The sequence below is a fragment of the Methyloversatilis sp. NSM2 genome (genome assembly GCF_038066675.1).
Classification (GTDB): domain Bacteria; phylum Pseudomonadota; class Gammaproteobacteria; order Burkholderiales; family Rhodocyclaceae; genus Methyloversatilis; species Methyloversatilis discipulorum_A.
This window is the reverse complement of record NZ_JBBUKV010000001.1, coordinates 1,112,101-1,124,485: the sequence shown is the minus strand read 5'-3', so window position 1 is coordinate 1,124,485 and position 12,385 is coordinate 1,112,101. Positions and strand designations below refer to the sequence as shown.

The 12,385-nt window shown below is 66.8% G+C and carries 11 protein-coding genes; 5 read left to right on the top strand and 6 right to left on the bottom strand.

Annotated features, from left to right (window positions below; translation table 11 throughout):
* The first annotated feature begins 75 nt into the window (after nt 1–75).
* From WJU27_RS05050 to WJU27_RS05035, 4 genes are read left to right on the top strand one after another with little or no spacing between them, the layout of a single operon-like run.
* On the top strand, nt 76–636 hold the full coding sequence (locus WJU27_RS05050) for a recombinase family protein (protein ID WP_341421325.1): 561 nt from the start codon (nt 76–78) through the stop codon (nt 634–636).
* A 2-nt stretch (nt 637–638) separates the two neighbouring features.
* Nucleotides 639–3,626, top strand: coding sequence for a Tn3 family transposase (locus WJU27_RS05045; protein ID WP_008063270.1), 2,988 nt, complete (start codon nt 639–641; stop codon nt 3,624–3,626).
* Between the two features lie 24 nt (nt 3,627–3,650).
* Entirely contained in the window at nt 3,651–3,986 is a 336-nt protein-coding gene (locus tag WJU27_RS05040) for a YnfA family protein (RefSeq protein WP_349255540.1), read from the top strand.
* A 33-nt stretch (nt 3,987–4,019) separates the two neighbouring features.
* Complete coding sequence (locus WJU27_RS05035) at nt 4,020–4,898, top strand: IS110 family transposase (protein ID WP_051091679.1); 879 nt, start codon at nt 4,020–4,022, stop codon at nt 4,896–4,898.
* Nucleotides 4,899–5,059: 161 nt separating this feature from the next.
* Here WJU27_RS05035 and WJU27_RS05030 read toward each other — a convergent pair whose 3' ends face one another.
* From WJU27_RS05030 to WJU27_RS05005, 6 genes are read right to left on the bottom strand one after another with little or no spacing between them, the layout of a single operon-like run.
* Nucleotides 5,060–5,392 carry a Na+/H+ antiporter subunit G gene (locus WJU27_RS05030; protein WP_020164646.1) on the bottom strand — a complete coding sequence of 111 codons (333 nt, stop codon included), beginning with the start codon at nt 5,390–5,392 and terminating at the stop codon, nt 5,060–5,062.
* Between the two features lie 9 nt (nt 5,393–5,401).
* A complete protein-coding gene (locus tag WJU27_RS05025) occupies nt 5,402–5,671 on the bottom strand; it encodes a K+/H+ antiporter subunit F (RefSeq protein WP_029143691.1) in 270 nt (89 codons plus the stop codon).
* Complete coding sequence (locus WJU27_RS05020; RefSeq protein ID WP_341421324.1) at nt 5,668–6,177, bottom strand: Na+/H+ antiporter subunit E; 510 nt, start codon at nt 6,175–6,177, stop codon at nt 5,668–5,670. The genes WJU27_RS05025 and WJU27_RS05020 overlap by 4 nt, the downstream gene beginning before the upstream one ends.
* Entirely contained in the window at nt 6,177–7,793 is a 1,617-nt protein-coding gene (locus tag WJU27_RS05015; protein ID WP_341421323.1) for a monovalent cation/H+ antiporter subunit D, read from the bottom strand. Before WJU27_RS05015 ends, WJU27_RS05020 begins: the two co-directional genes overlap by 1 nt.
* A complete protein-coding gene (locus tag WJU27_RS05010; RefSeq protein WP_019918257.1) occupies nt 7,790–8,143 on the bottom strand; it encodes a Na+/H+ antiporter subunit C in 354 nt (117 codons plus the stop codon). Before WJU27_RS05010 ends, WJU27_RS05015 begins: the two co-directional genes overlap by 4 nt.
* Nucleotides 8,140–10,956: a monovalent cation/H+ antiporter subunit A gene (locus tag WJU27_RS05005; RefSeq protein ID WP_029143692.1), complete on the bottom strand. Its 2,817-nt coding sequence runs from the start codon at nt 10,954–10,956 to the stop codon at nt 8,140–8,142. The genes WJU27_RS05010 and WJU27_RS05005 overlap by 4 nt, the downstream gene beginning before the upstream one ends.
* 174 nt (nt 10,957–11,130) lie before the next feature.
* Between WJU27_RS05005 and WJU27_RS05000 the strand changes: the two genes are divergently transcribed.
* Nucleotides 11,131–12,354, top strand: a complete 1,224-nt coding sequence (locus WJU27_RS05000; protein WP_020164651.1) for a tyrosine-type recombinase/integrase — start codon at nt 11,131–11,133, stop codon at nt 12,352–12,354.
* Nucleotides 12,355–12,385 lie beyond the last annotated feature (31 nt).

Below are 12,385 nucleotides of genomic sequence, written 5' to 3'. Positions count from 1 at the left end.
GCCTTCAGAATTGATTGACACGCACCGTCAAGAGTCATAGATTTCTTCCTGACACATTCCCCTCAGGAGGACCCTTTGCACGGTCAGCGCATCGGCTACGTCCGCGTCAGCAGCTTCGACCAGAACCCGGAACGCCAGCTTGAGCATGTGCCGGTGGACAGGCTGTTCACCGACAAGGCATCGGGCAAGGACACCCAGCGCCCCGAGCTAGAACGGTTGCTCGCCTTCGTGCGCGAGGGCGACACGGTGGTGGTGCACAGCATGGACCGCCTGGCGCGCAACCTCGACGACCTGCGCCGTCTAGTGCAGAAGCTCACCCAGCGCGGCGTGCGCATCGAATTCGTCAAGGAAAGCCTGACCTTCACCGGCGAGGACTCGCCGATGGCGAACCTGATGCTGTCGGTGATGGGCGCGTTCGCCGAGTTCGAGCGCGCCCTTATCTGCGAGCGGCAGCGCGAAGGCATCGCGCTCGCCAAGCAGCGCGGGGCCTACCGGGGCCGCAAGAAGGCGCTGTCGCCGGAGCGGGTGGCCGAGCTGCGCCGGCGGGCCGCCGCCGGCGAGCAGAAAGCCAAGCTCGCCCGCGAATTCGGCATCAGCCGCGAAACCCTGTACCAATACCTGAGAACGGATGACTGACCATGCCGCGCCGCAGCTTGCTGACGCCCGCCGAGCGCACCGGCCTGCTTGCCTTTCCGACCACTGACGACGACCTCATCCGGCATTACACCTTCTCCGAACCCGACCTGTCAGTGATCCGCCAACGGCGCGGCAACCACAACCGGCTCGGTTTCGCGGTGCAGTTGTGCTACCTGCGCTATCCCGGCTTCGCCCTGCCGACCGACGCGGAACCGCCCGCATCCCTGCTGAATATCGTCGGCCGCCAGTTGCGCATCGCGCCGGACATCTGGCCGCAGTACGCGCAGCGGCCGGAAACCCGGCGCGAGCACCTGCTGGAATTGCAGGCGTGGCTGAAGCTGACGCCGTTCGCGGCCGCCGACTACCGGCGCTTCGTCCACCAGCTCGCCGAGCTGGCCCAGCAGACCGACCGGGGTATCGTGCTGGCCGAGGCGCTGGTCGAGCTGCTGCGGCAGCAACGTATCATCCTGCCGGCCATCGATGTCATCGAGCGTGTATGTAGCGAGGCGCTCACGCGCGGTACGCGCCAGGTGTACGCGGCGCTGACCGCGCCGCTGGCCGATCACCATCGCCGTGCGCTCGACGGTCTGCTGGCGATCCGCGAGGGCACCAAGGGCAGCGGGCTAATCTGGCTGCGCCAGCCGCCCGGCCCGCCCAAGCCCAAGCATGTGCTGGCCCACCTGGAGCGGCTGAAGACCCTCCGTGACCTGGCGTTGCCGGATGGGCTGGAGCACACCGTCCACCAAAACCGCCTGCTGAAGCTCGCCCGCGAAGGAGGACAGATGACGGCCCAGCACCTGCGCGACCTGGAGCCGAGCCGCCGCTATGCGACCCTGTCCGCGGTGATCCTCGATACCCGCGCCACCCTGATCGACGAGATCATCGACCTGCACGACCGTTTCATGGGCGCGCTGTTCAGCAAGGCCAAGCGCAACCACGCCGACCGCTTCCAGCAGTCCGGCAAGGCGATCAACGACAAGGTGCGGCTCTACTCGCGCATCGGCCGCGCCCTGCTGGAAGCCAAGCAGTCGGGCGGCGATCCGTTCGCCGCCATCGAGGCCATCATCCCGTGGGAGGTGTTCACCGAGAGCATCACCGAGGCCGAGCTGCTGGCCCAGCCGGAAGGTTTCGACTTCCTCGCGCTGGTCGGCGACGGCTTCAACCAGCTCCGGCGCTACACGCCGGCCCTGCTGGAAGCGCTGACCATGAAGGCCGCGCCGGCGGCACGCGAGCTGCTCGCCGCCGTCGATGTGCTCAAAGGGATGAACGAGCGCCAGGCGCGCAAAGTGCCGGACGATGCGCCCACGTCGTTCGTGCGCAAGCGCTGGGAAAGCCTGGTGCGCAACGAAGACGGGTTGGATCGGCGCTTCTACGAGCTGTGCGTGCTGTCCGAGCTGAAAAACTCGCTGCGCTCCGGCGACATCTGGGTGCAGGGCTCGCGCCAGTTCAAGGACTTCGAGGACTACCTGTTGCCGCCACCGCGTTTCGCCGCGCAGCGCGATCAGCGGGAATTGGGCCTGGCCGTCGAAACCGACTGCGAGCGCTTCCTGGAGGCGCGCCTCACGGTGCTGCAAGAGCAACTGGCGACGGTGGAGCGGCTGGCCGCCGCCAACGAGCTGCCCGACGCCGCCATCACCAGTACCGGCCGGCTCAGGATTTCGCCGCTGGACAACGGCGTGCCCGACGAGGCCGAGGCGCTGATGCAACAGGCGTACAGCCCGCTGCCGCACCTGAAGATCACCGAGCTGCTGCTGGAAGTCGATGGCTGGACGGGGTTCAGCCGCCACTTCAAGCACCTCAAGAGCGACGCGGCGGCCGAAGATCAACACCTGCTGCTGACGACCATCCTGGCCGACGCCATCAACCTGGGGCTCTCCAAGATGGCCGAATCCTGCCCGGGCGTGACCTATGCCAAGCTGACCTGGTTGCAGGCGTGGCACATCCGCGACGAGACCTATTCGGCCGGGCTGGCCGAGCTGGTCAACGCGCAGTTCCGTCAGCCGTTCGCCGCCTATTGGGGCGATGGCACCACGTCGTCGTCGGACGGCCAGAACTTCAAGGCCGGCGGTCGGGGCCACGCCGCCGGCCAGGTGAACCTGAAGTACGGCCAGGAACCGGGCGTGCAGTTCTACACCCACATTTCGGACCAGTACGCGCCGTTCCACACCAAGGTCATCAACGCCACGGTGCGCGACGCCACCCACGTCCTGGACGGACTGCTGTACCACGAATCCGACCTGCGCATCGAGGAGCATTACACCGACACGGCCGGCTTCACCGATCACCTGTTCGCGCTGATGCACCTGCTGGGCTTCCGCTTTGCGCCGCGCATCCGCGACCTGACCGACAAGCGCCTGTACATCCACGGCGACGCCAAGCAGTACCCGACGCTCGCCGGCCTGATCGGCGGCAGCGTCAACGTGAAGCACATTCGCGCCCATTGGGACGAAATCCTGCGCCTGGCCGCCTCGATCAAGCAGGGCACGGTGACGGCCTCGCTGATGCTCAGGAAGCTCGGCAGCTACCCGCGACAGAACGGCTTGGCCGTGGCCTTGCGCGAGCTTGGGCGAATCGAGCGCACGCTGTTCGCGCTCGACTGGATGCAGAACGTCGAGCTGCGCCGCCGCGTGCAGATCGGTTTGAACAAGGGGGAGGCCAAGAACGCGCTGGCCCGCGCCGTGTTCCTGAACCGGCTCGGCGAAATCCGCGACCGCAGTTTCGAGAACCAGCGCTACCGCGCCAGCGGCCTCAACCTGGTGGTGGCGGCGATCGTCCTGTGGAACACCGTCTACCTGGAGCGGGCCATCCAGGGGCTGCGGGACTCGGGCAAGGACATCGACGAGAGACTGCTGCCACATCTCTCGCCGCTGGGCTGGGAGCACATCAACCTGACCGGCGACTACATCTGGCGGCAGAACAAACACGTCGAGCAGGGCAAGTTCCGGCCGCTGCGATTGATCGAGCAGGCACCGCTAGCAACGTCTTCGTAAGGTCTATCAACTGTGGAGCTACTGATCTTGATTCTGAAAACGACCGGACTGTTCATCGCAACAGCGCTTGCCGAGATCGTCGGCTGCTTTCTGCCTTACCTGTGGCTGCGCAAAGGGGGGCCAATGTGGCTGCTGATTCCGGCAGCGATGAGCTTGGCGCTCTTCGTTTGGCTGCTCACGTTACACCCAGCCGCCAGTGGCCGCGTTTACGCCGCCTATGGCGGCGTTTATGTGGCTACCGCGCTGGTTTGGCTTCGGGTCGTGGATGGCGTGAAGCTGTCCGCGCTGGATTGGACGGGGGCTGGAGTCGCGCTACTGGGCATGTCAATCATTGTGCTGGGCTGGCACGACAAGGCATAGCGTACGATTTTTTCCGTTTCGTGAGCTGACCCCATCACCAACGACGCAGCCGGCTTCGACCAACTGCAGGCTTTCCTGTCCCGGCAACACGCTTTGACACTGCACGTATGCATGGAAGCCACAGGCGTCTATTGGGAGCCTGTGGCTGAGTTCCTCGCCGCTCTGCCCCACGTCACCGTCAGTGTCATCAACCCGGCGCAGATCAAGGCCTTTGCCGCCTCGCGCATGGTGCGCACCAAGACCGACAAGGTCGATGCCGCACTCATCGCGCTGTTCTGCCATGAACGCTCACCCGAGCCCTGGCAGCCGCCGTCCGAGGCCGAACGCACTTTGCGCGCGCTCGTGCTGCGTCTGGACAGCGTGCAAAGCATGCGCACCCAGGAATCGAATCGTCTGCTCGTTGCGCAAAGCGCGGTACAGCAGGGGATTACTCAGCACATCGAATGGCTGGACGCCGAGATCGAGCGGCTCGCCCGCGCGATCCGGGATCTGCTCGACCAGGATGACGATCTGGACGGCAAGCGTCGTCTGCTCGATAGCATCCCCGGCCTGGGCGAACGCACCATCGCCATTCTGCTGGCCTTCTACGCACGGGTTTCTCGCTTCGACAACGCTCGTCAGGCCACTGCATTCGCTGGCCTTGACCCTCGGCAGCACCAATCCGGCAGCAGCGTCTGCGCCAAACCACGCATGTCCAAGGTCGGCCACTCTTTCCTGCGCAAGTCACTCTACATGCCGGCCATGGTCGCGCTCTATCGCACCGCCTGGGGGAAACTCTTCCGACAGCGTCTGTCCGCTGCTGGCAAGCCGCCGAAACTCATCATCGGCGCAATGATGCGCAAGCTCATCCACGTCGCCTTTGGCGTTCTCCGATCCGGCAAACCTTTCGACCCAACCGCTCACGGGGTTTGACTCGGATAACAGTATCTACAAAATCCCGGCTCCGACCACGGATTGGGCGCGATCCCTGTGGGAGCGGCCTTGGCCGCGACAGGGCCTGTGCACGCCGCAAGCTTCGATACCGGCCGCTGTCGGGGTCAAGACCCCTCCCACAGAACCCCCAGCTCCAACGCTCAGTCCTTCTTCTGCGGATGCCCCGCCTTCGACGGCAGCTTCAGGTGCAGCGCCGCCTTGGCCATCAGATTGGCCGAAACCGGCGCCGTGATGAACAGGAAGAGCGTGATCAGCAGTTCGTGGATACCGAAGCGTCCGTTGGCGGCGCTGTAGATGATGCTGGCGATCAGCACACCGCCTACGCCCAGCGTTGTGGCCTTGGTCGGTGCGTGCAGGCGCTGGAAGAAGTCCCTGAAGCGCAGCATGCCGATGGCACCGACCAGCGCGAAGAAGGCGCCGATCAGCAGCATGACGGTGACGACGATTTCGACCACCGGATTCAGCGTGTCCATCATTGCTCCTTACTCGATCACGTCGCCGCGCGTCAGGTAGCGCGACAGGCCGACGGTGCCGACGAAGCCGAGCATGGCGACGATGAGCGCGGCCTCGAACAGCAGATCGGTGTGCTGGCGCATGCCCAGCACGATGACCAGCGCCACCACGTTCACATACAGGGTGTCGAGCGCGAGGATGCGGTCCACGATCTCCGGCCCGCGCAGTACCCGCCAGCCGCAGATGAGCATGGCGATCACGATGGCACCGACGGTGATGTCCAGAGCCATATCTATCATTCGAAAATCTCCCGCAGCGGTGCTTCGTAACGCGCCTTCATGTCACGCGCGGCGGCGACCGGATCGCTGCAGTCGAGTGCATGAACGAGGATTTCGCGCCGATGCTCGTCGACGATGCACGACACCGTGCCCGGCGTCATCGTGATGATGGAGGCGAACAGCGCGACGCCATTCGGGTGCTGGATGTCCAGCGGAACCGGCACCCAGGCTGGCTGCGGCACCCGCGTCGGACTCAGTGCGAGCTTGGCGACCGTGATGTTGGAAATGATGATGTCCCACACGACGATGCCGCTCAGCCGCAGCACGGTCCCGAAGGACTTCAGCGTGACGCCGGGCCCGATGAAGCCGCTGACCAGCCGCGGAATCACCAGCCCGAGCACGATCGCGGTCAGCACATTGCCCGGATCGATCGCCTGCTGCAGCGTGAGCCAGCCCGCGGCCACCATGGCCGACATGATCGGATGCCCGAACCAGCGCTTGCCGTGCACGGCTTCAGTGGTCGCCATCATTGAGCTCCTTCGCTTGCCGGACGCGGAAACACATAGGGCTGCGTGGTCTGCGCGCCGGCGGCGCCAAGTACCGCCTCCTGGTAGGCACGGCGATCTACCAACTGCACCGCGGCCGCATCGGTGTAGCGTTTGAGCGGCCCGGCCAGCACGCTCATCAGCACGCCGGCGCCGATCAGCGACACGGTGGCGAGCACCAGTCGCGGGCTGGCGCCCGACGTGGTGCCGCTGCCCTCCAGCTCCGGACGCACGCTCCAGAACAGCACGCTGCCGGCGCGCGCCAGACCGATCAGCGTCAGGAAGCCGACCAGCAGCACGACGGTCCACACCCAGGCCTGCGCTTCGTGTCCGCTCGACGCCTGCAGCACCATCAGCTTGCCGATGAAACCGGGCAGCGGAGGCAAACCGGCGGCCGACGCGGCGCCGAGCAGCATCAGCAGACCGAGCAGCGCCGGCTGCGCCACCGCCGGCCCCGCTTCGAGCCGGTCGGCCGCGTCGCCACGCTGTGCCGCCACCAGTTCGACCAGCAGGAAAAGCGCCGCGATGATGAGCGTGCTGTGTGCCATGTAGTACAGCGCCGCCGACCAGGCGGCCTCGCTGAACAGGCCCAGGGCGGCCAGTATGGTGCCGACCGAGGCGACCGTCATGTAGGCCACCATGCGCGGCAGCGTGTGTGCGGCCAGCATGCCGAACACCGCCAGCACGCTGGTGCCCAGTGCCAGCGGCAGCAGCCAGGGCTCGACCGTCAGTGCCGACGCGCCGGCGTCGGCGCCGAAGATCACGCCATGCACGCGCAGGATGCTGTAGACACCGACCTTGGTCATGATGGCGAACAGCGCGGCGACTGGCGCGCTCGCCGCCGCATAGGTCGAGGGCAGCCACAGATGCAGCGGCAGGATGGCCGCCTTGACGCCGAACACGACCAGCAGGATGAGCGCCGCCGCCTTCAGTACCACCGCGTCGTCACCGCTCACCATCGGCACGCGCTGCGCGAGGTCGGCCATGTTCAGCGTGCCGACGGTGGCGTAGATCAACGCCACGCCGATCAGGAACAGGGCGGAGGCCGCCAGATTGATCGCCACGTACTGCACGCCGACACGGAAGCGCTCGCGCCCCTGGCCGTGCAGCAGCAGCACGTAGGAGGCGATCAGCAGCACCTCGAAGAACACGAACAGATTGAACAGGTCACCGGTCACGAAGGCGCCGTTCAGGCCCATCAGCTGGAACTGGAACAGCGCGTGGAAATGCCGGCCGTGGCTGTCCCAGCCGCCGCTCGCGTAGAACAGCACCGGCAGCGCCACCGCCTGCGTCAGCACCAGCATCAGCGCCGACAGCCGGTCGATCACCAGCACGATGCCGAACGGCGCCGGCCAGTCGCCGACGCGATACACGCGCAGCACGCCGTCGTCCGCTTCCATCGCCAGCTTCAGCGCGAACATCAGCCCCAGCGTCACCGACACCAGCGCGATGCGACGCAGCCGCGGCAGCCTCAGTTCCGCTGGGCGGTCGCCGATCAGCAGCATCAGCATGGCGGTGAAACTGGGCAGCAGCACCGGTAGCACCGCGAGGTGCTGGCGGAACAGCTGCATCATCACATCGGCAAAACTCATATTCATGCTCCGGGCTCCCGGCCGTCGACGTGGTCGGTGCCCGATTCGGCGCGGCTACGCAGCGCCAGTTCGATCACGAAGCCGGTGGTGGCGAAGCCGATCACGATGGCGGTGAGCACCAGCGCCTGCGGCAGCGGGTCGGCCTGCACATCGCCCTGCCCCAGGATCGGCGGCGCCGCGCTCCACAGCCGGCCCATCACGAAGATGAAAATGTTCACCGCGTAACCGAGCAGCGTCAGGCCCAGCACAACCGGGAAGCTGCGTCCGCGCAGCATCAGGTAGACACCGCAGGCGGTGACCCAGCCGATGCCGCTGGCCACCAGGAATTCCATGCTGATGTTCGCGAAAAGACTCATCCGTGCTGCTCCTTGCTCGCTGCACCCAGTACCGACAGCGTCAGCATGGTGGCGCCAACGACGGTGATGTAGACCCCGAGGTCGAAGGCCGCCGCACTGGCCAGCGGCAGTTCGCCCAGCAGCGGCAGCGCCGGGTGACCGTGCGCGCTGGTCAGGAAGGGGCGACCGAACCAGAAGGCGCCGATGCCGGTCAGCCCGGCGATCGCCAGGCCGCTGCCTATCCAGCGCGAGAAGCGACGGCCGGCCGCGCCGTGCAGCAAGGCCTCGGCGCGTGCCTGACCGAGCGCCATGTACTGCATCACCAGCGCCACCGCGGTGATCAGGCCGGCGATGAAGCCCCCGCCCGGCACGTTGTGGCCGCGCCAGAAGATGTAGGCCGACACCAGCAGCGCCAGCGGCAGCACGACGCGCGCGGCGACGCGCAGCAGCAGCGGCTGTTCCTCGAAGGCCCAGCGACGGCCGTCCGGGTCGGCGTCGGGCCGGCGAGTGCGGAAGCCGTCGAGCAGCGCCAGCACGCCGATGCCGGCGATGCCGAGCACGGTGATCTCACCGAAGGTGTCGTAGCCGCGGAAGTCGACCAGGATGACGTTCACCACATTGGTGCCGCCGCCCTCGCTCAGCGACTTGTCGAGGAAGAACCACGAGATCGAATCGTGCGGGCGCGTCAGCATCAGCCAGGTCAGCCCGGCCACGCCGCCGCCGGCGAACACGGCGAGCAGCGCGTCGCGGCCGCGGCGCAGCGCGCCCGATTCGAAGGGCGTGCGCTGCGGCAGCAGGGCCAGACCCATCAGCAGCAGCACCGTCGATACCACCTCGACCGACAGCTGCGTCAGCGCGAGGTCGGGCGCCGACAGCCCGACGAAGGTGAAGGCGGTGACCAGGCCGACGACGCCGGTCAGCACCAGCGCCTGGAAGCGGTTGTGGTGCGTCAGCACCAGCGCGGTGGCAGCCGCCAGCAGCAGCAGCCACACGGCGAGCGCCAGCGGCGAGGCCGGCATCAGTTCGCGCGATCCCGCCGCGGGCAGCGTGTCGGCCGCCCAGAACGGTGTCGCCGCCAGCAGGATTGCGAAGGCGACCATCAGCGCCAGCGAACGCTGCAGCGAGCCGTTCTCGAAGCGCGCCGTGAGGCGGCCGGCAAAGCCGAACAGGCGGTCGATCAGGCAGGTGAAGGTGGCCTTGCCGGAGAAGGTTTGCGGCGTGTAGCCGTGCAGCCGGAACACGCGCTGCAGTGCGAGATACAGCGCGGCGCCGACGACCACCGCGATGCCGCTCATCAGCAGCGGCAGGTTGAAGCCGTGCCACAGCGCGAGGTGATAGTCGGGCGTGTCGCCACCGAGCAGCGCGCGCGCCGCGACCTCGACCAGCGGGCCGTAGGTGAGCGCCGGAATGACGCCGACCACGACGCACAGCACCGCCAGCAGCGCCACCGGCGCGAGCATGCCGAACGGTGGATCGTGCGGGTGCGCGTCGGCCGGCAGATCCTTGGGCGCGCCGTTGAAGAAGGTGTCATGCACCAGGCGCAGCGAGTAGGCCATCGAGCAGACGCCGGCGAAGGTCGCGACCACCGGCACCGCCGCGCCCCAGAACATGGTCGCCTCGACCGCCTCGTGGAAAAACATTTCCTTCGACAGGAAACCGTTGAACAGCGGAATGCCGGCCATCGCTGCCGCCGCCGTCATGGCGAAGGTGGCGGTCCAGGGCATCAGCCTGAGCAGACCGCCCAGGCGGCGCATGTCGCGCGTGCCGCACTCGTGATCGACGATGCCCGCGCTCATGAACAGCGCCGCCTTGAAGGTGGCGTGGTTCAGGATGTGAAACACCGCCGCCACCGCCGACAGCGGCGAATTCAGCCCGATCAGGAAGGTGATGAAGCCGAGGTGGCTCACCGTCGAATAGGCCAGCAGGCCCTTCAGGTCGTGCTTGAAGATGGCTACCCAGGCCGCGAAAGCCACCGTGGCCAGACCGAAGCTGGCAACGATGCCCTCGAACAGGTCGGTGCCGCCGACCGCCGGGTACAGACGTGCCAGCAGGAAGATGCCGGCCTTCACCATGGTGGCCGAGTGCAGGTAGGCCGACACCGGCGTCGGGGCGGCCATCGCTTCCGGCAGCCAGAAGTGGAACGGCACCTGCGCGCTCTTGGTGAAACAGCCGACCAGGATCAGCACCAGCATGAGCGGATACAGCGGGTCCGCCTTGATCACGTCGCCGCTCAGCAGAATGTCGCTCAGCTCATAACTGCCGGCGATCTGGCCGAGCAGCACGAAACCGGCCAGCATCACCAGGCCGCCGCCGCCGGTCACCGCCAGCGCCATCCGCGCGCCAGCCCTCGCCTCTTCCTTGTGGCCCCAGTAGCCGACCAGCAGGAAGGACGAAATGCTGGTCAGCTCCCAGAACACGACCAGCAGCATGATGTTGTCCGACATCACGATGCCCAGCATGGCCGCCATGAACAGCATGAGCAGGGTGTAGAACTTGCCGGCGGGGTCGGACTCGGCCAGATAGAAGTGCGCGTACAGCACGATCAGCGCGCCGATGCCGGTGATCAGCAGCGCGAACATCAGCGCCAGACCGTCGAGGCGCCAGCCTATCGACAGACCGAGCGACGGCACCCAGTCGGTGTGCGCCAGCAGTGTCTGGCCGGCGAACACCTGTGGCGCCAGCGACAGCAGCATGCCGAACGCGGTCAGCGTGACGGCGCCGGCGACCAGCGCGGTCAGCAGACGACGCGCGGGCGAGTTGTCGCGACCGAAGGCAAAACAGAGCAGCGTGCCGGCCACAAGGGGCAACAGCACTATCGTTGCGAGTGGATTCATGGAGGCTGCCGGACTTGTGGCTGGCTGAAACCGGCCGAAGGATACATTGTTTGCCGCCGCCGGATCGACCCGGCGGCGTGCGCATCAGGCGCGCAAGCATCGCAGCATTTGCTGACGCCGACCTGACCGTGCGTGCTGTCTCCAGGTTCCCCGGCGCAGGTAAGATCGCCCACCATGACGACTGCTCCGCTCCCGATTCCACTGCGCCCGCTCGACGAGATCAGCGTGCCCGAAGCGCTCGACGGGCACGACGGCGTGAACCGCGCCGACCGCGCGCGACTGCAGATCGGCGCGCAGACCGACATCGAGGCGATCCGCTGCTTTCTCGCCGAATACGACCGCTCGCCCGGCACGCACCGCATCTACCAGCGCGAGTGCGAACGGCTGCTGCTGTGGTCGCTGGTCGAGTGCGGCAAGCCGCTGTCCAGCCTGAACCGGCAGGACTTCGAAGGCTATCTGCACTTCCTCGCCGACCCGCAGCCGGCCGCGCAGTGGTGCGGCCCCAAGGTGCAGCGCGTGCGCGCGGAGTGGCGCCCCTTCGTCGGGCCGCTGTCGGAGTCCGCCGTACTGACGGCGATCGCCGCCATCAATTCGCTGATGAGCTATCTGGTCGACGCCGGCTATCTCGCCGGCAACCCGCTGGGCCTGATCCGCCAGCGCCGGCGCAAGCTGTCGCTGGAAAAGAACGGGCCGGCGCACGTGATCGCCCAGACCGAGGAAATGCAGAAGGTCGAACGCTTTCTCGACGCCGAAATGTGGCAGGCGGTGACGCAGGCCATCGAGGCGATGCCGCGCGAACTGGACAGCGAACGCGACGAATACGAGCGCGCGCGCTTCATCGCCGCCCTGCTCTACATGCTGGCGCCGCGCGCCGGCGAGCTCGAATCGCACCGCATGAACAGCTTCCGCGAAGAGCGCGGTCGCTGGTGGTGGCATGTCGTCGGCAAGGGCGGCAAGCAGGCCAAGGTGCCAGTGGCCGACGACATGGTCCACGCGCTGGTGCGCTACCGCAAACACCTCGGCCTGAGCGCCATGCCCAAGCGGACCGACCTCACGCCGCTGCTGGTGTCGATCAAGGACCGCAGCCCGATCACTGCGCGCCGGCTGAACCAGATCCTGAAGAAGATCTTCTACGCGGCGGCCGAACTGCTGCCGGAAATATCGGAGCACAAGCGCGAAAAGCTGCGTGCCGCCTCCGCCCACTGGGGCCGCCACACCGGCATCACCGCCAAGCTCGACAGCGGCATGAACGAGCGCTACGTGCAGAAGGACGCGCGCCACACCGACGCGCGCACCACGCAGCGCTACATCCACGAAGAGGAAGAGCGCTGGCACGACGAGGCACAGAAGCAGCAGCTTCCGTGGTCGTCGCAGGAAAAAATTTCTCCGTCGAAGTAAGGGTGCGCCCCCTGCCCGGGTCTAGTGGCGG